At 69.4% G+C, this 18,601-nt stretch carries 15 protein-coding genes and 2 pseudogenes; 10 read left to right on the top strand and 7 right to left on the bottom strand.

Features of this window, described 5'->3' with window-relative positions:
- Positions 1–477 precede the first annotated feature (477 nt).
- From GV126_RS03265 to GV126_RS37425, 6 genes and pseudogenes are all read left to right on the top strand, one after another.
- Positions 478–930: an Hsp20/alpha crystallin family protein gene (locus GV126_RS03265; RefSeq protein ID WP_159662498.1), complete on the top strand. Its 453-nt coding sequence runs from the start codon at positions 478–480 to the stop codon at positions 928–930.
- A 939-nt stretch (positions 931–1,869) separates the two neighbouring features.
- Positions 1,870–2,355: an STAS domain-containing protein gene (locus tag GV126_RS03255; RefSeq protein WP_159662494.1), complete on the top strand. Its 486-nt coding sequence runs from the start codon at positions 1,870–1,872 to the stop codon at positions 2,353–2,355.
- Positions 2,356–2,637: 282 nt separating this feature from the next.
- Positions 2,638–4,620, top strand: coding sequence for a serine/threonine-protein kinase (locus GV126_RS03250; RefSeq protein WP_328707323.1), 1,983 nt, complete (start codon positions 2,638–2,640; stop codon positions 4,618–4,620).
- A gap of 103 nt (positions 4,621–4,723) precedes the next feature.
- Positions 4,724–5,419, top strand: coding sequence for an FHA domain-containing protein (locus GV126_RS03245; RefSeq protein ID WP_236569856.1), 696 nt, complete (start codon positions 4,724–4,726; stop codon positions 5,417–5,419).
- A gap of 71 nt (positions 5,420–5,490) precedes the next feature.
- The gene (locus GV126_RS03240; RefSeq protein ID WP_159662490.1) at positions 5,491–6,297 is read left to right on the top strand and encodes a right-handed parallel beta-helix repeat-containing protein; all 807 of its coding nucleotides are present in this window, start codon (positions 5,491–5,493) and stop codon (positions 6,295–6,297) included.
- A 584-nt stretch (positions 6,298–6,881) separates the two neighbouring features.
- Positions 6,882–7,028, top strand: a pseudogene (locus GV126_RS37425) (STAS domain-containing protein); the annotation flags it as partial.
- A gap of 251 nt (positions 7,029–7,279) precedes the next feature.
- Here GV126_RS37425 and GV126_RS03230 read toward each other — a convergent pair.
- The 6 genes from GV126_RS03230 to GV126_RS03200 form a co-directional block, all read right to left on the bottom strand.
- Positions 7,280–7,756 (bottom strand): ATP-binding protein, encoded by a 477-nt coding sequence (locus tag GV126_RS03230; RefSeq protein ID WP_159662489.1) that lies wholly within the window; start codon positions 7,754–7,756, stop codon positions 7,280–7,282.
- Between the two features lie 98 nt (positions 7,757–7,854).
- A complete protein-coding gene (locus tag GV126_RS03225) occupies positions 7,855–9,174 on the bottom strand; it encodes an NRAMP family divalent metal transporter (RefSeq protein ID WP_236569855.1) in 1,320 nt (439 codons plus the stop codon).
- Positions 9,175–9,195: 21 nt separating this feature from the next.
- Positions 9,196–10,533: a magnesium transporter MgtE N-terminal domain-containing protein gene (locus GV126_RS03220; RefSeq protein WP_201299792.1), complete on the bottom strand. Its 1,338-nt coding sequence runs from the start codon at positions 10,531–10,533 to the stop codon at positions 9,196–9,198.
- Positions 10,534–10,716: 183 nt separating this feature from the next.
- Positions 10,717–13,536 (bottom strand): dienelactone hydrolase family protein, encoded by a 2,820-nt coding sequence (locus tag GV126_RS03210; protein ID WP_419796080.1) that lies wholly within the window; start codon positions 13,534–13,536, stop codon positions 10,717–10,719.
- A gap of 151 nt (positions 13,537–13,687) precedes the next feature.
- On the bottom strand, positions 13,688–13,864 hold the full coding sequence (locus GV126_RS03205) for a hypothetical protein (protein ID WP_159662487.1): 177 nt from the start codon (positions 13,862–13,864) through the stop codon (positions 13,688–13,690).
- Between the two features lie 37 nt (positions 13,865–13,901).
- Positions 13,902–14,318, bottom strand: a complete 417-nt coding sequence (locus tag GV126_RS03200; protein ID WP_159662486.1) for an Hsp20/alpha crystallin family protein — start codon at positions 14,316–14,318, stop codon at positions 13,902–13,904.
- Between the two features lie 218 nt (positions 14,319–14,536).
- Between GV126_RS03200 and GV126_RS03195 the strand changes: the two genes are divergently transcribed.
- The 4 genes and pseudogenes from GV126_RS03195 to GV126_RS03180 all read left to right on the top strand — a co-directional run.
- Complete coding sequence (locus GV126_RS03195) at positions 14,537–15,124, top strand: HdeD family acid-resistance protein (RefSeq protein ID WP_159662485.1); 588 nt, start codon at positions 14,537–14,539, stop codon at positions 15,122–15,124.
- A gap of 361 nt (positions 15,125–15,485) precedes the next feature.
- On the top strand, positions 15,486–15,908 hold the full coding sequence (locus GV126_RS03190; RefSeq protein ID WP_159662484.1) for an Hsp20/alpha crystallin family protein: 423 nt from the start codon (positions 15,486–15,488) through the stop codon (positions 15,906–15,908).
- 273 nt (positions 15,909–16,181) lie between these two features.
- Complete coding sequence (locus tag GV126_RS03185; protein ID WP_236569854.1) at positions 16,182–16,517, top strand: STAS domain-containing protein; 336 nt, start codon at positions 16,182–16,184, stop codon at positions 16,515–16,517.
- A 324-nt stretch (positions 16,518–16,841) separates the two neighbouring features.
- Positions 16,842–16,970, top strand: a pseudogene (locus GV126_RS03180) (integrase core domain-containing protein); the annotation flags it as partial.
- Positions 16,971–17,122: 152 nt separating this feature from the next.
- Here the strand turns inward: GV126_RS03180 and GV126_RS03175 are convergent.
- Positions 17,123–18,214 (bottom strand): alpha/beta fold hydrolase, encoded by a 1,092-nt coding sequence (locus tag GV126_RS03175; protein ID WP_159662483.1) that lies wholly within the window; start codon positions 18,212–18,214, stop codon positions 17,123–17,125.
- Positions 18,215–18,601 lie beyond the last annotated feature (387 nt).

The following is an 18,601-nucleotide window of genomic DNA, read 5'->3' as shown; positions in this document are numbered from 1 at the left end:
CAGGGCACCCAAGTCCACGGCGTCAGGCGCGGTGACCCGGTCGAGGTACGCGTCCAGCCGCGCCCGTGTGGTCACGGGCACCTCTTCGGCGACATACACCACGCACCATCCGCTGGCCCGGCGCTGGGAGAGAGACAGCGGAACGCCGCGGAAGGTGCTGGGCTCTGGCCTTGCCATCATCGTGACCTCCACGGCAGGAGATCGACCGACCCTAAAGGGGTACATACGCCGCAAGCCGGGAATTGTCAATATGACGAAAAGAGGTTGTCCGTGCTGCGGCGTCGCGCTGCGAGCCCATCGGCTCGGTGGCGCCGCGCCTGCGGGCCGAAAGCCCACTCGTACACACGGGAATATGGGCGGAAATCTGTTGGATTGAGACGATTGGAGGTCCCGGTCAGGGGGACTTCCGGAACGCGAGCAGGCCGTGACCGGGCTGACTGTCATGGCCCGGAGCTTTTCGGAAGGAGATGATCGGACATGGCGCTTCCCGTGCGACGCGAACACAACCGACCGGTATGGGACCCGTTCAAGGAGTTCCAGGACCTGTACGACCGGATGGGACAGCTGTGGCAGTCCGCCGTTCCCGGAGGCGGTGGGCTGATCCCGGATGCGTGGACGCCGCTCGCAGATCTCGAGGAGACAGACGACGCCTACCTCGTCGAGGTCGACCTGCCCGGCGTGAAGAAGGACGACATCACCGTCGAGCTGAACGCCGGCGAGCTGTCGGTGCACGGCGAGATCAAGGAAAAGGAACGCACCGGCGTGCTCCGTCACCGCACCCGGCGCACCGGCCAGTTCGACTACCGGGTGACGCTGCCCCAGGACACCGACGAAGAGCAGGTCAGCGCCGAACTCGTCGACGGCGTCCTGACCGTCAAGGTCCCCAAGGCGCAGAAGGCCAAGCCCCGGCGGATCGAGATCACCAGCTGACGGCCGTTTGCGGTCCGCGCCGAGCCGAGCCACCCCCTGGCGCGCTCGGCTCGGCGCTGCCTGCGCTGCTGTCGCGGCGCCGCCGCATGAGAGCGCCCGCATGTGCCGGTGCCCGGCCTTTTACTGTCTCCCCACCAGGTTCGGGACGCGGGACGCGCTTCCTGCCTTCAGTGGGGGCCGTCCGTACCAGGCGACTGAAGCATGGACGTTGGCTGCTCGGAATCACCCGCATCGTCGGCAAGGCCCAGCCGCCCGATGAACGCCGGCTCGCTGCGCGCCAGGGCAAGCTGGAGCCGCTCTCGCCATTGAGCGTACTGCACCTCTGCGCCAGGTCGCTGTGCTGCCACGGCAATGACCAACAAGCTCTGCCCGGCGGACGTTTGCACCGGACGCAGGGCGGCGACGTCCTTGTGGACAGTGAACACGAGGCTGTGTTGTGCGACCTCGACGGCGCCCGGTCCACGGTCGCTTCTTGCCAAGAGCACTGAGGAGGGCGGGTGAGCAGGGCAGCGCCTCATGGCTGACAAGCCGCGCGGTCCAGACTCGTTGCCCGGCCTGCGTTCACGAGTGGCGAAGCCCGGCCGAGGGAACGCGGCGCTTTCGACGTCGGTCGGCGCCTTCGCCGAATGCTGTCCCGAAAGCTGAGCGTCACGTTGTCAACTTGCCTGCGCTGGAGCTACAAATGTTCCGGGTCATGCGGGTCGTGGGGCTTCCCCAAGTCGCGATGCGACGGCTGCGGGGGCACCCCCCTTTTCCGTCGAAAGGGGACAACGTCATGGATCAGCTGTCCTGGCTGCTCACTGCTGTGGTGTCCGGTGATGGTGCCGACATCTTCAGCGGCCTGACCGGTCGCCGACGAGGGTGGCCGGGTACGGCACCGGTCGAGCAGTACGCCCCCTGTCGGGCGGTACTCGGCCAGCGGCTTAAGGGAGTCGGCCGGTGACCGCCCCTGAGCCGGGTGACGCGGTCGGCCTGCACGCGGAAGCACTGCTGACCGATCGCTGCGCCGCCGTGTACGTCGCCGGCGAACTCGACCTGGGCACCGCCGAGCAGCTGGTCCAGATCGTCCGGATGTGCCTGGCACACCACCCGGATCTGCTGCGCGTGGACGTCTCCGAACTGTCCTTCTGTGACTGGTACGGCCTCAAAACCCTGCTGGCGCTGAACCTAGAGGCCCGGCGCTACGGGACCGTCCTGACGCTGTCCGGGGCCGTGCGCCCGCAGCTCGCCCGCCTTATCGCTGCCACCGGTGCCAGCGACGTCCTGCCAGTGTCCGGCGTCCGGGCGACTGGCGTCAGCGCCTGCGGCCCCGCCCTGCGCGGTCCCTGCCCGGCACCGGCCAGCCCGCCGACAGCGCCTAACTGTGCCTCGAACCCCCCGTCGGACCGGCGGCCTGCCGCCCTGCCGGCGCGGGCAGTGGCCTGACCATAAGGGCTGTCCCGCAACTCTGGAGACCGCTTGCTGGTGTCCGGTTCGACCTTCTTAGCTGGAATCCCGTTAAGGCCGTGACTCGGGGCGGAACCGGACAAGTCGGTCCGGCTGTGGTGTCCATCAGCCTCTGCCCCCGAGTTATGGGACAACCCTTAAAGAAGCTTGAGGGGGTCGGCGTCGCGCGATCCGCTTCTGGGGGATCCTGTGGCAGTCGGCCGGAACCCTGCTGGGTCTGATCCCTGGTGAGTACACTCTGTCGCCCGTACAGGACCGGGCGTGGTCTGGGCAGGGAGTGGGGCGGTGCGGGTGACACCGGAGGCCGGGTACAGGGTCGGGGGCCGGTATCGGCTGCAGGAGCCCATCGGTCAGGGTGGGATGGGCGTCGTCTGGCAGGCCCGGGACGAACTGCTGGACCGGCGCGTGGCGGTGAAGTGCGCCCGCCCGGACGACGCCAGGGCGGCCCAGCGGCTGAAGAAAGAAGCGCGCTATGCGGCGCGACTGCACCATACCAACATCGTGGCCGTATTCGATTACGTGGCCGAGGGCGATGCGTGCTGGATCGTCATGGAGTACGTGCCCGCGCGCAGCCTGGCTCAGCTCATGCAGGAGCGCGGACCGCTCTCGCCGCAGGAGGCGGGCTCGATCGGCTGCCAGATCGCGGCGGCCCTGGCCAGGTCCCACGGCGAGGGGGTGGTGCACGGTGATGTCACGCCGGAGAACATCCTGGTCACCGAGGACGGTGTGGCCCGGCTGACGGACTTCGGGATCGCCCGGGCCTTATGGAGTGAGGTCACGCAGACCGGCACCACGACGGCGACGGTGCGCGGCAAGCCCCGCTATCTGGCGCCCGAGGTCGCCAAGGGAAAGGCCCCGGATGAGAAGGCGGACGTGTTCTCCCTGGGCGCCACCTTGTTCGCGGCCATCGAGGGCCGGTCGCCCTACGGTGAGTTCGAGCATGTCATGGGCTACCTGTCCCAGGCCCTCATGGGACGCGTGGATGCCCCACGGCAGGCCGGCCCGCTGACCGAACCGCTCACCGCGCTCCTCGCCGTCGATCCCGGCAAGCGCCCGGACGCCGCGCAGGCGCACGCCCTGCTCTCGCGCGCCGCGCCACCGCCGGCGCACATCCAGAAGTACGCCCAGGAGCATAGGCAGGACCCGCAGCCGAGCGCCCAGAAGACGCTGCGGCTCGGCCGTACGCTCACCCTGCCATCCCCCACGCTCTGGCTGCCACGGAAGTTACATCGCCGCCACCGCCGTGCATTGTCGGCCGCTGCGGCGTTCGCCGTGGCGGGGCTGGCGGCCGGCCTCGCGCTCCTTAGCCCTTGGTCGTCGCAGCACAAGGACGACGGCAAGGCTCCCGCTCGCGCCACGCCCTCGGCCACAGCGCAGGCGCAGGCCGGTGCGATGGGGCAGGCCACAAGCGCGGACCCTTGCGAGGTGATGGACGCGGCGTCGCTGAGTCGCTTCGGACACACCGAACTCACCCCCTCATACGGGCAGTTGAGCAGGTGCGACGTCCTGGTGCAGAAACCTTCTGGGGACGAGGTCGCTGACGCCGAGGTCGACTTCAGCGACGATCCACAGCACTTCGACAGTGGCGTGCCCGTCAGAAGAGTCGGCAACGTCGTCGTCGCGTCCTTGCAGCGAGACGGTGACCAGTGCCTGCGGTTCATCACGACTACGGACCGCAAACAGATCGTGGTCAACGGCAAGCGGGAGCGCGCCGGCGCGCCCGACCCGTGTGCCCTGGCGGACGCCGCCGCCGACTATGCGGTCACGGTGCTCGACAAGGGCCCGGTTCCTCGGCGCTCGGTGGCGTGGCCTGCCGACTCCCTGGCGCGGCTGGACGCCTGCGCCTTGCTGGATCCGGCAGCCCTCAAGCAGGTACCCGGCCTTCAGCAACGGCCGGCAAAGCGGGGCTTCGCCGGCTGGACCTGCGACTGGGCGAGCCGCGACGGCCGCCGCGCCTACGTGCAACTGCAGTTCACACAGGACAACGACCTGTCGGACAACGGAAAACCCGCGAAGATCGCCGATGCGACCGACTACGTCTCCCCCAAGGAAGAAGGCGACGACAGCTGCGTCATCTACGCGCCGCACCGCACGTTCACGGACTCGGTCGGGGAGCGGACCATCGAACTGTTCCGGCTGACTCTGAGTGAACAGGGCCAGAAGAGCACCAAGGTGTGCGCCGGCGCCAAGGCGCTCGCGGCCACCGCCGCGCAGAAGATCGCCCACAGCCTGCCGGGAAAGTGAGCCTGTCCTGATCACGAAGGCGACACCGTCGGCCGGGGTTCATACCGCCGCTCCCGGCAGCCTCACGCGCGGCACGTCGGCATCCGTGCCAGGCACGGTCTTCGTGCGCGCGATCACCGGTGGCATCACGCTGCGGCCGGGTGAAGGACGACAGATTCTGTTCGGCCGTAACCGGCCCGAGGTCCACGTCTGCATCGGCGAGGACGACCCGCGCGTGAGCCGGCACCAGGGCACGCTCACGCATTGGGGCGGCCGATGGTGGCTGAGTACCAGCGGGCAGCTGCCGATCCGCTGTCCCGAGGGACGTCTGCTGTTCTGCGGCGAGGAGCCTCTCCCTCTGGCCGCTGGCTGCACGCCGCTGTTCGTCCAGGGCTCCCGGGGGCGCGAGCACCTACTGGAGGTCTTCGTCACCGCCGCTGACCGGCAACGTCCGCGCCCGCGGCACGCCGACGTCACCAGCCCGCCGCGCGTGTGGGTGCTGAGCGAGCAGGAGAAGCTGGCCCTCGTGGTGCTCGGTCGGCGCTACCTCCTGCACGAGCCCAAGCCGCAGCCGCTGACCTGGAAACAGACGGCTGCCCAGCTCGCCGAACTACAGCCCGGGGCAGGGTGGACGGACAAACGGGTCGAGCACCTCGTGAATGCCGTGCGCGCCCGTCTGGCCCGTGACGGAGTGCCCTATCTGACGCGTGAGGAGGTCGGCGAGCCGGTCGGCAACACCCTCAATGACCACCTCCTGCGTGTTCTGGTGGCCTCCACGACTATCGTCCCCATGGACCTGGCCTTGGTGGAGGCGATGTAACCGCCGGCGGGCCCGCCGCGAACCACCCGCCCCGGGACCCCTCCCGAGGTGTCCCGGCTACGCTCCCCGCCATGCTGAGCCCATCACACATTGCTGTCCGCACGCTTCGGACCGCCGCGCTGCTCGCCGCCGCGGCACTGGCCACGACCGCGTTCAACACCCCGCCTGCTCGGGACGCCGTCCACCCGCGGCTCGTCGTCACGCACGGCGGCACCGCCGCGCACCCGGCCGTGTACGACGGTCACGGCCGCCGAATCGACGGCATCACGGTGGAAGCCAGCCATGTTGTTGTGGAGAACTACCGCGTCACCCGGCCTGAGGCGCCGGGCATCGACATCACCGGTGACGACATCACCGTACGCAACAACACCGTCACCAGCCCGCACGGCCACGACGGCGACGGGATCCGCTTCTTCGGCAACCACCTGAAGATCCAGCACAACACCGTCCGCGGCGCCTCCAACCGCTACGGCCATGCCGACTGCATGCAGACCTTCGCCAGCGACACCCCGCCCAGCCATCACGTGCTGATCGAGCACAACCGCTGCGAGCACATCGACAACATGTGCCTGATGGCCGAGGGCCCCAATGACGGAGAAGGCGACGGCCGTGGCCACACCTTCGACTTCACCGTCCGCGACAACTACTGCGAGACACTGAAAGCGTCGCAGGCTCTGATGTTCGAGGACGTGCAGGGAGCCAGCATCACCGGCAACACCTTCGCCGCCGCCACCGACCACGCGATCGGCCTGGCCATCCATTCCACCGGCGCCCACGTCTGCGGCAACCGGATCAATCCTCATATCCGCTACGAAGTTGGCATAGACGCTTCCTCCCGGCCCGGCTACCGCGGCCCGATACCTGGCGGCGCCCCCTGAGATTCCTGATACGCCCATGACACGACGACGGGGCGTCGTCATACGCCTGAGGCGGCCGGCCGGCCTCAGCGTTCGGTCAGGAGTTCCAGCAGCTCCCGGACGGGCAGGTGAGCCTCTGCCGGAAGGCGGAAGTGTGCCGTCGAGGCGGAGGTTGTAACGGGTGCCTCGCCCGTCGTGTTCGCGGCTGAGCCAGCCGGCCTGGCGAGGCCGGTGATAACGCTCTGGCCAGTGCGCTCGGTGATGTGGCGGGCTGCAGCGATGTCGCCACGTCGGAGGTCAGGGTTCCGGGCGAATGGCCATCAGCACCCGCGCGCGGTTGGTGAGGAAGCACCATCCGCGGGCTTGCTGGTTCATGAAAGGGTCTTTCGTCTTCCTCGCCGCCTTTCTGGGATTATCGCAAAAAATACCGGAGAAACGAGGCTGCTCCGTGATTCGTTGTCTCGGGTGTGCGGGGAGCCGTTGGGCTCCTCGTCACAACCGGTTGCGTCTCCCGATTGAGACGGCGGGAAGAACATGATGACCATAGCGCCCTCAGTTCAGGCGACAACGTCGGGGCCGTGCCTGACCGTGCGGCTGATCGGGAGATGGACTATGAGACTGCCCCGTTCTTCCGTGAGCGTCTTGTGGAGGAGATCGCCCGAGGTCAGCGGTGTGTGGTGCTGGAGTTGTCCGCGGTGTCGTTCTGCGACTCGGCAGGGCTGAACGTGCTGCTGTGGGCCTGGCAACAGGCGAAGAAGGACGATGCCGTGCTTGGTGCTGGCGTGTGTTCCGGCGCGTATGGAGCGGATGCTGTCCATGACCGGGGTGGACACCCTCGTGCGGGTGTATGCCACCGTCACTGCGGCGGAGGACGAACAGATGGTCGGCGGCGGGGCCTGATCCTCGGTGCCAGGTCGCATGCGGGTTCAAGGACCCGGCCCAGGCTGGGCAGCTTCTCGGGGCCGCGGGTGACGGGTGGTCGCCGCCCAGGTGATCAGCATGATCAGCAGATCTCATCGCCACCTTCATCCCCGACCGCGTCGTCGTCCAGCACCACGGTCGCCGTGATCCGCTTGCCCACTGGCTCCCGCTGCCTCTCGAAACTCCGGCAGACCGCAACGACGATCTCCAGTCCGTGCTGGCCGACCCGCCCCGGGTCGGCCGCCTGGGCGACGGGCAAACACGGGTCGCTGTCCCACACCGTCACCTCCACCGCCCCGTCGCCAAGCTCCAGGGACAGCAGACACGGGCCCGGCGCGTATTTTCGGGCATTGGTCACCAGCTCGCTCACCACCAACTGGACCATGCCCTCCGCACGAGCGGACACCTCCAGCCCATGCACGGACCGCAGCTCGGCCAGGAACGATCTGGCCAGAGCGCGGGCCACGGCGATGTCTTCGCTGCCCTGGAACGCGACGGAAACCGAGACCGGGCGGTCTACGAACGGCTGGGAGCCCTCATCTTGCCCAGGCAAGTCCATACAGTCCGCCTCACGTCCGAAGCGCCGCCCTCGCCCCGCCCGCCTACCCCCCGACCACACCCTCAGTCCTCTGCTGAGGCGAAAATTCCCGGTGTTCGCTATCTGATGCCGACCCAGCCGAGGAGGGTCTGCACAAGAACGACGGCCGACAGCAGGGCGATGGCGGCCACGCACATGGTGGCCACGGTGCGGAAGACGAGGCCGTTGGCGGCTTCTCCCAGGACGCTTCGGCGGTTGGCCAGGATCAGAACGTAGGTGAGCAGGATCGGGGTGATCAAGCCGTTGAGGACCTGCGTGCGCACCAGGAGCTGGATCAGGTTGCCGGGGGTCACGGCGATAGCGGCCCCGATGAACACCTGGACCGTGAACAGCCCGAGGAACAGAGGTGCTTCGCGGAAGCGGCGGGAGACGGAGCTTTCCACGCCGACGGCTTCGGCGACGGCGTAGGACGTGGACAGGGGGACCACGGCGGCCGCCAGGGCTGAGGCGCCAAGGAGCCCGAGCCCGAAAAGCTGTTCGGCGAAGCGGCCCGCGACCGGTTTCAGTGCCGAGGCGGCCTGCGCGGCGGAGCCCAGTGGTACCCGGGCGGTGATTGCGGCTGCCGTGGCGGTGATGATGAACATGCTGATGAGGTTGGCGAAGAGGGACCCGGCGATGGTGTCGGCCTTCTCCCGGGGGTATTCGGCCGGACCGATGCCGCGGTCGGCGACGGCCGCGGCAACGTAGAACTGCATGTACGGGGTGATCGTGGTGCCGATCAGCGCCACGCCGAGCAGCAGGAAGTCCTTGCCGGCCAGGAAGTGCGGCCAAGCCAGCTGGGCCCCGGCCTGCCCCCAGTCGGGGTGGGCCAGGACGGCGGCGAGGGGGTAGGTGAAGAACGCCAGCGACAGCACCAGGAAGATCTTCTCCGCGTACCGGTAGGAGCCGAAGACCACCAACGCCCACACGCCCGCCGCAGCCAGCGGTACCGCGATGTACCGGGAGAGGCCGAGCAGTTCGAGGGCGGCGCCGAGTCCGGCGAACTCGGACACGACCAGGCCCAGGTTGGCGGTGATCAGGCACAGCAGGGCGAAGGCGGAGACTCGGACGGAGAACTGCTCGCGGATCAGTCCGCCGAGCCCGACACCGGTGTAGGCCCCGAGCCGGGCGCACATCTCCTGCACCACCACCAGCGCGACGGTGACCAGGAGCATGAAGAACAGGGTGCGGTAGCCGTACTGGGCTCCGGCAGAGGCGTAGGTGGCGATCCCGCCCGCGTCGTTGCCGGCGTTGGCGGCGATCAGGCCGGGGCCGGCGACGGCCAGGGCGGTGACCAGGCGTCGCCTGAAGCGCGGCGCAGCCGCGGCCGGTGCGTCGGGGGCGGTTGGCGCCGTGGTGGAGTTCCGCTCCATGTCCGTGGCCTTTCGTCTCGCACGCATGGGCAGCTAGGGGCCGTTCGGTCAGGGGAGGAGGCGGAACACGCGGAACCGGCCGCGTTCGGGTACCAGGGCGTCCACCAGGTCGTCGGCGAGGATCCGGCCGACGGGCCGGTGCTGGTCGTCCACGACGACCACGGAATGACGGCGGGTGTCGGTCAGCCGCTCGACCACCTCGCTCAGCGGCGCGTCCGGGGTGACGGTCACCGGGCCCGGTTCCTGAACGAGTTCACCCATCTGGGTCCCGGGTTCGGCCAGCAGCAGCTGCACCACCGGCACGTCGTCCACCAGTGCGCCCTCACCGTCGAGGACGCACACGGCGTCCAGGTCGGCGGCGTGCTCGGCCTGCCCGCGAAGCTCGAGCACCACATCCGCCACCGACCGGTCAGCGCTGGCGGTGACCAGCAGCGACGTCATCAGCGCACCAGCCGTGCCCTCGGCGTAGCCCAGCAGTGTGCGCAGCCGGCCGGCCTGTTCGGGACGCATCGCGCCCAGCAACCGCTCCCGCTCCGCATCCGGCACGTCGCGCAGCGCCTCACTGGCCTCGTCCGGCTCCATCTTCTCCAGCAGGCGGGCCGCCTGTGCGGTGGGGGCCTCGCGCAGCAGCGCCTCCAGCTCGGCGGCGTGCATCTCCTCCAGCGCGTCCGCCGCCTGCCCGGGTTCGACCATCTCCAGCAACTCGCTGGCCGCGCCGCGCCCCAGGTGCTCCAGCAGGTCGGCCAGCTCCGCCGGGCGCAGTGTCCTCAGCGCGCTGTTCGGGGCGCGCAACCGCACTTGCCGCGCTGCGGTGCCTTCGCGCTCCGGTCCGCCCAGGGCCTGGATGGCCGCCCAGTCCAGCACCTTCTCCGGTGCCGGGCGCCGGTGCAGGCGACGCGGGCCGATGCGCCGCAGCAGAACCTTCAGCCCGACCTCGGCGCCCACCAGACGCCAGGTCCCCTCCACGCGCGCCAGATAGAGGTCCGAGGCACGGATCACGCGGACCCCGTCGACGTCCACCAGTTGGTGGTCCAGCACATCATGGGCGAGGCGGACCTCGCCGTCGCGCACCTGAAAGTCCCGCAGGTCCACACGGGCCGAGTTCAGCCGCACGCCGTCCGGGGAAAGGTCGGCGACCGCCGCGACGGGCACGTAGGCGGTCCGGTGACCGACCTTGACCACGAGCCCGGCCACCGGTGGGTACCGCTCGCCGCGCCACCGGCAGATCACGTCCACCAGTCGGCCGATCTCCTGACCGGCAGGGTTGATCACCACCACCGTCAGCAAGCCCGCCAGGGAGACCAGGGCTTCCCGCACCGCCTTACGGGCGAGCGCCCCGTCTTTGCGGCGCATCCGCCCGTCTGCCTGCGTGTCCTTTCCCCACATGTCGCATACCCTCACGCACGGATGGTGCTTGCGCGGAGACCAACACGGCTGCGGCATCCGTCCTGTCGGCCCTGTCCGAACCCGCCGTGGTACCGGCATCGATGGAGAGCGGCTCGTGGGTGGGACGCCTCCCGGCCGGGCTCAGGGTGCAGTGGCCCGGCGGTGTGGCGTCAACCGGATCGCTCATCTCGTCTCCTGGCGCAGCTGGGCCCTAAACCAGTCGCCGGCGAGTGTGGAGACCTCTTGCATCGCGCCCGGTTCCGGGAAGAGGTGGGAGGCACCCGGCACCACGTGCACGCGGTGCGGGCCGGCGAGTTTCCGGGCGGCTTCCCGGTTGAGGTCGACGGCCGCCTCGTTGCTGCCGCCGACGATGAGCAGGACAGGAGCTTCGACTCGTTGCAGGGCATCGCCTGCCAGGTCAGGCCGCCCGCCTCGGGACACCACCGCGAACACCCGATCCGGCCGCTCGGCCGCGGCGATCAGCGCCGCAGCCGCCCCGGTACCGGCGCCCAGCAGGCCCACCGGCAGGTCCCTGGTTTCGGGATGGTTCGCCAGCCAGTCGATGGCGCCCACGAGACGCTGGGCCGGCACGTCGATGTCGGCAGTGTGGCGGCCGGTGCCGGTGCCACCGCGTTCCTCCCGTTCGGTGAGCAGGTCCAGCAGCAGGGTGCCCAGCCCTTCCTTGTGCAGGCCGGCGGCGAGGGCGCGGTTGCGGGGACTGTGCCGGGAGCTGCCGCTGCCGTGCGCGAAGAGCACCACCGCCTGTGCTCGGCTGGGCACCACCAGATCGCCTGTCAGCGTCGCATGGCCGGTGGGGACCATGACCAGGTCGGAGATCATCGACTTCACCTCCTGCGGAAATCTGCGGACTGGATGCAGGTGCTCAGAGGTACCCGCTGATCTGGCGTCCACGCGCTGGGCGTCGTGCGTTCGACCGGGCAGAGAGGGAAAACTCTGGAGTGGACAGGCTGGGTCTCGGTTCAGCTGACGTGGACGCGGGGCCGGTGTGCGGGGTTCGGTTCGGCGCGGCGCAGTACCTCCTGGGTGACCGGGGCGACTTCTCCGTGGCCGAAGACAAGGAAGCGGACGAGGTGGCTGATGGGGGCGCCCTCGGTCCATCTGAAGTACACGTGGGGCACCTCGCCCGTGCGGTTCCGCAGGGCCAGCAGGATCGCGGCGATGGTGTTGGGCACCGTCGGGCCCTGGGCTCGCAGCAGGCGGACCCCGTTCTCTTCGGCGCCGCGTACGGTGACGTCCGCGGTGAAGTCCGACGAGTCCCGCACGAGCACCTCCAGCAGGATCGGACGCTCCTGCTGCTGCGAGGGCAGTGCTCCAGGAACGTCCTCCGCTGAGGGGAACCGAACGCCGCGCTCCTGCGGGCTCGTGGGCGATGAGCCGCAGCTGGCCGTGCGCGGCGGCCTCGTCGACGATCCGTTGCGCCTTGTCGTCGAAGACGACCTCGCCGACGCGCAGTTCGAACGCCCGGTGGACGCGCGAGGCGAAGGAGGTGGCCAGGACCGCCACGATGAACGTCGACGCGATCTTGAGGCCGTCGGGACGCTCGATGACATTGGCGACCAGGGTGTAGGCGAAGACCGCGGTGATCAGGGCGAAGCCGGTCGTCGCCCTCAGGCGGCCCTGGCGGCGTACGGCGACCGTGGAGGCGAAGGACGCCGACAGCATCAGCACGAGCATGCCGGTCGCGTAGGCCCCGCTCTGCTTGTCCACGTCGGCGTGGAACCACACGGTGATCAGGACGGCCGCCGTCGTGAACACCAGCACCAGCGGGCGGACGGCACGTGTCCACTCGGGGGCCATGCCGTAGCGCGGCAGGTAGCGCGGGACCAGGTTCAGCAGGCCGGCCAGCGCGGAGGCGCCGGCGAACCACAGGATCGCGATGGTCGACACGTCGTACACCGTGCCGAACGTCTCGCCCAGGTCATGGTGGGCGAGGTAGGCGAGCGCGCGGCCGTTGGCCGGTCCGCCGCTCCGAAAGGCGCTCTGCGGGATGAGGATCGTCGTCGCCAGACTGGACAGCAGCAGCAGGCAGCTCATGATGACGGCGGCCGTGGACAGCAGTCGGCGCGCCCCGTGAACGCGGCCCCGCGGCTTCTGGTACGAGTCCGAGGGATCACCCTTGATCTGCGGCATCACCGCGACGCCGGTCTCGAAACCGGACATGCCCAGGGCCAGTTTCGGGAAGACCAGCAGGGCGACGCCCACCATCGCCAGGGGGGAGGAGTGCTGCGCGGTCATCGCGTGGGTCCAGTCGCGGATGCGCACTGGGTGGGCGAGGATCTGCCAGGCCGCTGCGGCGAGCACGGCGACGTTGAGGGCCAGGTACGTGCCCACCAGGGCCACCGCGATGCCGATGGCCTCGCGGAAGCCCTTGAGGAAGACGGCGCCGAGCACGCCGACGAGGACGAGCGCGATCCACAGGTGTGCGCTGTGCAGCCAGTGCGGGGCGAAGGGGTTCTCCGTCACGTGCGCGGCGGCGTCCGCGGACGACAGCGTGATGGTGATCATGAAGTCGGTGGCCGCGAAGCCGAGGAGCACCAGCACGAAGATCTTCCCCGGCCACCAGGGCAGCAGCCGCTCCAGCATGGCGATCGACCCCTCGCCGTGCGGGCTCTCCCGGGCCACCCGCCGGTAGACCGGCAGCGCGCCGCACAGGGTCAGCGCGATCAGCACCAGGGTGGCGAGCGGGGACAGCAGGCCGGCGGCGAGTGCGGCGATGCCCGGCTGGTAGCCGAGGGTGGAGAAGTAGTCGACGCCGGTCAGGCACATCACCCGCCACCACCGGTGTCCCTCCTGCTCGGGGTGCGGCGTGCGGTGCGGGCCCGGGTGCCGGGCCGTCTGCTCACTCAGCCCCTCCAGGAGCCAGGACCGCCACCACGGCGCCGCCGACAGGGAGGACGCCCGCGGATCATCAAGGGCGGGTGCGCGTGTGCGCTCCCCGCCGAGGGCGCGGGTACGCGTCCGCTCAGCGTCGATGTCCGTCATGCAATCCCCTTCCGCGGTCCGACGGAGCGCCGGGCGACCGTCGTGCCACCGCCGTCGCGGGAAGCAGTGGGTTCTTCGCACGGTTACCCGCACCCAGGCTGCAGCCGACGACTCAGAAAAGAATGATCTCCGCTGAGAGGTCCGTCCTCCTTTAAACGGCCTCACACTGCTCATCGCGGCTCAGCACGCTCCGCAGCCTCTGGTAGCGGTCGAGGTCTTCCCAGGTGTCGTGGTCGGGGCTCGGTTGGAGGCGGCCGATGCACCAGGCCCAGATGCTCGCGGCGAAACCAGTGATCAGCGGGATGAGCAGCCACAGCAGGGCGGCCACGGGACAACCTCCTTCGACGTCGCGGTTATGTGCAGATTTAAGCCGTGAGCTGCTTGGACATACCCCCGGAGATGGCGATCTTGCGGGGCTTGGCGTGTGCGGCCATCGGGATGCGCAAGGTTAGGACGCCGTTGTCGTACGCGGCCTCGGCGGCGTCAGCGTCCAGCGCATCGGACAGTGTCATGCGGCGCATAAACCGTCCGGTGGCCCGCTCGGTGAGGACAGGACGCGCGTCGGCCGGGATGGGGGAGCGGCGCTCGGCGGTCAGCACCAGCGTGTTTCGCTCCATGGTCAGTTCGACGCTGGAGCGGTCCATGCCGGGCAGGTCGAACTGCAGGTACAGCGCGTCCTCATCGCGCCAGGCATCCGCAGGGATGACGGTGCCCGCGGCGGCCTGTGAGAGCTGCTGCGTGAGCCGGTCGAGATCACCCAGGGCGCCGGTACGCGCAAGCATGGCCACTTCTCCCTTCACGTCAACGGGGTCGGCAGGCGGCCCGAGGAAACGAGACCGTTAACCCGTATAGCTCAACTGCAGGATCATTAACAAGTCCAGACTAGAGGAAGTTGACACCATCTGACTCAAGGGCTTATGACGCTCTGTGAGCGTTCGATTGCGCCGACGGCCTCGGCCGGCGGTGGTCGGCGCACACAAGGTCCGAAGGGAGGTGGCTGATGACGGAGAGAGTTAAGACTGTCTGCTTGCTGGGGGCCCGTGGTGGTGCGGCGGTCCTGTTCGGGGTGCTGACGCTGGCCTGGCCGCAGCTGACCGTGCTGGCTCTGGCCTGGGTATTCGGGGCGTACGCGCTGGTGGACGGCGCGGTCCTCATCGCAGCGGCGTGGCGGCATCGGCGTGAGCGACGTCCTGCTCTGGTGTGCGCGGGGGCTGGTGCGCTGGGCGTCGTGGCTGGTCTCCTGACCGCGGCGTGGCCGGGTCTGACGGCGCTGGCTCTGGTGGTCACGGCCGGTGCGTGGGCCGTTGCCACAGGCTTCCTGGAACTGTGGGCCGCTACGCGGATGCGGCATCAGCTGGGGCATTCCTGGCTGTGGCGGACCTCGGCCGTGGTGTCCGTGGTCGCGGGCGTGCTGCTGTGGCTGCGCCCGGACGTCGGTGCGGTGGCCATCGCGCTGGTTCTCGGCGTGTACGCGCTGATCGCCGGTGGTCTCTGGCTGGCCGCGGCCTGGCGTGAATACCGGGTTCGCAGCGAAGGCGGAGCCCGGTCGTGGCCGCGATCGGCGTCCGGTGCCCGCGTGGCCCACTGACCACGGTCCTCCGTTTCGTCCGGCGCACCGCGGGCGCGGCCGGCGGGCCCGCGGTGCGCCGGAGAGCGCTGGAAGGGGTGAGTGTCGTGACCCGACTGCAGTCGACGACGGCGACTTGGTGGTGCCTCTGCCCTGGCGGTGGGGGCCGGCGGCGCAGCGGCGGGACGTGTGGCTGCCTGTGACTGGAGCCGCACTGGTGGCACGCGGTGCGCCCGCAGCCCGGACGCCGATACCACAACCTGGCTGCGACAGTCATAGCCAAGCCAAAAAGTTGAGCCGATAGGTGTCAACTTTATCGAGGCGTGGTATAGCAGTAGTAGAGCGAAGGATGCAGAGATCACCTCATAAGGAGGGATGAAACATGCTGATGCGTACGGATCCCTTCCGTGAGCTTGACCGGCTCGTCGAGCGGGTCTGGGGCACGGCCGCGCACCCGGCCGGCATGCCGATGGACGCCTGGCGTGAGGGCGACACGTTCGTCGTGGAGCTGGACCTGCCGGGCGTGAACCCGGAGTCCATCGACCTCGATGTCGAGCGCAACGTCCTGACCGTCAAGGCTGAACGCAAGCCGGCGTACGGCGAGGGCACCGACACGGTGATCACCGAGCGGCCAGCGGGAACGTTCAGCCGCCAGCTGTTCCTCGGCGACACCCTCGACACCGAGCGCATCGAAGCCTCCTATGAGGCCGGCGTTCTCAAGCTGCAGATCCCGGTCGCCGAGCAGGCAAAGCCCCGCAAGATCGCGATCAGCGGCGGCAGCGACCGCAAGGAACTCGGCAGCTGAGCAAGCGACCAGCTTCTCCAGGCCCCGGCGCCCAAGCCCGGGGCCGAACTGTATCTCAGGCGCTGGCGCGCCATATCTACCGAAATGGAGGCGTCCGGGCACTGGCCCGATCAGTCAGATCCACCAATCTTGATTGCTGGATCTGCACTGGACTTGGCGGCTGCGCAGCTGTCGGTGGTCGGTGGTAATGCGGCAGTGACGTACTCGTGCCCTCGAATCGGGCCCCTTCGGCAGGGATAATCGAGCGAGGAACTCCCCGGTGCGGAGGCCGTTGTGAAACCCCATCCGGATCCCGACACCGGTTCGCGCGGCCCGGTGAGCGTCATGGACGCGGACGGCTGCGCCATCCTGCGCTTTGCAGGTGAGCTGGGTGCGGACCGCGTGCTGGACGTGGAGCAGCAGCTCCTCGACGTGCGTCTTTCTCAGGTCCGCGAGTGGGTGCTGGACATGAGCGACCTTGCCAGCATGGACTTGGCCTGCGCCTATGCTCTCCTGCGAGCGGCCACCCGCATTCCGGCGACCACCACGGTCCGGGTGCGCGGTGCACGGCGCACCATCCAGCGCACGCTGCAGCGTGCCAGCATCGATGCACTCGCCACCATCGAGTAGCCCCTGCTTTCTGCTAGGGCGTGTTTCGAAAGTCCCGCCTGGCCCGCGACGCCTGGCACGGCACCTCGCCGCGTTGTCGGGCTCGTCCGCGTACGCCCAGTACGCGGACGACCCTCCGCCTTGCGATGCACCGCGCCAGACGCCGCGGGCCCCGCCCTCCGGGCGGACGACGCTACTTTCGAAACACGCCCTAGCTGTGCTGTCCCGGGACGTTGGTGACACGCGTGCTGGGTGCTTGAACGGGTGAGGGCCTTCTGGTTTCGGTGTGGATTGCGAAGTCTGCACCGATGCCCAGGAGGCCCTCGTGTCCCACCGTAATGCCCCGCTGACGCCGACCGGCAGGCTGCGTTTCCCGACTGGCTGGACTGGTACAACTACCACCGACCCCACACCGGCATCGACGGCCAAACACCAGCCAGCCGCGTCACCAACCTGCCCGAACAGCACACCTAGCGCCGCGTCACGCACGTGCCGCAATGATCACCGAAGCGGCCGAGCCCGGTGCGTCGGCACCCCTGTGCTCATCCGCAGTGGCACCCGAGCGCCGATCCTCTCCCCAAGGCCGAGGATGGGCAATCGCAAGGGCGGTCGGCACCTTCGCCGCATCAGCCGACCGCCCTTTCACCTCGCGGTCCGCCACCGTGCCGGCCGGAAACTGCCCGGCGTGCATCTGGATGTCGGCGTCGCCCCGACTGCCTCGCGCGACCAGGTGAGTCAGCGTCACGCCTGCCGGGACGACGGCTGTGGCTGCCGGGCTGAGTGGCTTGGAGGATGGTGTGGGCGATCAGTTCGGGCGCGTCCAGCATGGGCACATGTCCGCAGCCGGGCAGCGGTACCAGCCGTGCCTGAGGGATCAAGGCGCGGGCCCGGGCCGCCTGCCGCGGTGGCAGGATGCGGTCGCGGGTGCCCCAGGCGATGGTGACCGGTACGTCGGGGATGCCGCCCGTGAACAGGCCGGGTGCGCGCCCGGCTCGCAGCGTGGCCTTGACGGCCGGTGTGTGCTGCAAGGTTCGCAGGGCCGCAGCCACAGCCTGCGGCGGACGTGCCTGCGAGCGGCCGTACAGGGTGCCGGTCAGCACGGCACGGGCAGGGGCGGTGCCCACCAGAGCCTCCAGTGCCGACCCGGGCAGCAGGCGCACACCGTAGTGGGTGGCGTGCAGCACGGCGTAGGTGTAGCGGCGCTCTGCAGGTGTCCAGAACCCGGCCGGGGCCAGCGCGGTCACGCTGTGGGCGAGATGGGCCTGCCCCAGACGCAGAGCGATCAGCCCACCCAGCGAGTGGCCCACCACGTGTGGCCGCTCGACGCCCAGGGCCGTGAAGATCGAGCCCAACCACAGCATGGCCGTCTCCAGGGCGCGGGGAACGCCGGGATCGAGGTCCGGGGACTGCCCGAAGCCCGGCAGATCCACCGCGATGATCTCCCTGCGCTCGGTCAGCAGCGGGATGACCGGGTCCCAGGTCTGCCGGTGGCATCTCAGACCGTGCAGCAGCACGACCGGTTCACCCGACCCCACCGTCACCGAACCGAGGTCGGCTGCCTCGCCCTGGATGTACCAAGCTGGCCGTGACTCCAGCAGGATGCGGCCCCGATCACCGTCGGCCCCATCCGTAGCGGGGACCTTCCAACGGCGCAGGCACGCGGCGATCTGCGCTGCCCGGTCACCGCCGTGGTCGGCAGCCGACAGGAGAGCAGACACCCAGGCCATCGTCCTGCACCTCGCATACCACTGACATTGACTGCCGTCACAAAGGCGACACCGCCCAGGCAGTGCCGCTGACACCGGTGTATTTCCATGCGGCCGCGGTGCACGCCGGTTCAGGTGCCGACCGGGCCCGCACCGCCGTTGGTGAAGTCGACCGCGTCCGTGGGTGACCCGGATGCCGCACAACGCGTTGAGCATGACGTGACCACGACCATGCGGCTCACGCCCGTCATCGGCGTCCGGCGCGGCGCAAGCGAAACGGTCTCCCGTCCCGAACTGGAACCGATCTTCACTGCTCTCGCCGCGCGCTGGCAGACCGCCGGACGAGGAGTGGGCGGTCCTCGCCCGCCGCTCTCCCCGGTCCGCCGGCTGACCGCGCGA

The organism is Streptomyces mexicanus (assembly GCF_902506575.1).
In the GTDB taxonomy this organism is placed as follows: domain Bacteria; phylum Actinomycetota; class Actinomycetes; order Streptomycetales; family Streptomycetaceae; genus Streptomyces; species Streptomyces mexicanus.
Note: the sequence above shows the minus strand (reverse complement) of the source record. Positions and strands in the feature narration are given on the sequence as shown.

Bases quoted from the DNA above. Each gene is read 5' to 3' on its own strand.
- GV126_RS03190 (WP_159662484.1), top strand. From the start codon at position 15,486: ATGCTGATGCGTACGGATCCCTTCCGTGAGCTTGACCGGCTCGTCGAG.
- GV126_RS03195 (WP_159662485.1), top strand. From the start codon at position 14,537: ATGACGGAGAGAGTTAAGACTGTCTGCTTGCTGGGGGCCCGTGGTGGT.
- GV126_RS03265 (WP_159662498.1), top strand. From the start codon at position 478: ATGGCGCTTCCCGTGCGACGCGAACACAACCGACCGGTATGGGACCCG.
- GV126_RS03220 (WP_201299792.1), bottom strand. From the start codon at position 10,533: ATGTGGGGAAAGGACACGCAGGCAGACGGGCGGATGCGCCGCAAAGAC.
- GV126_RS03240 (WP_159662490.1), top strand. From the start codon at position 5,491: ATGCTGAGCCCATCACACATTGCTGTCCGCACGCTTCGGACCGCCGCG.
- GV126_RS03230 (WP_159662489.1), bottom strand. From the start codon at position 7,756: ATGGACTTGCCTGGGCAAGATGAGGGCTCCCAGCCGTTCGTAGACCGC.
- GV126_RS03200 (WP_159662486.1), bottom strand. From the start codon at position 14,318: ATGCTTGCGCGTACCGGCGCCCTGGGTGATCTCGACCGGCTCACGCAG.
- GV126_RS03225 (WP_236569855.1), bottom strand. From the start codon at position 9,174: ATGCGTGCGAGACGAAAGGCCACGGACATGGAGCGGAACTCCACCACG.
- GV126_RS03210 (WP_419796080.1), bottom strand. From the start codon at position 13,536: ATGACGGACATCGACGCTGAGCGGACGCGTACCCGCGCCCTCGGCGGG.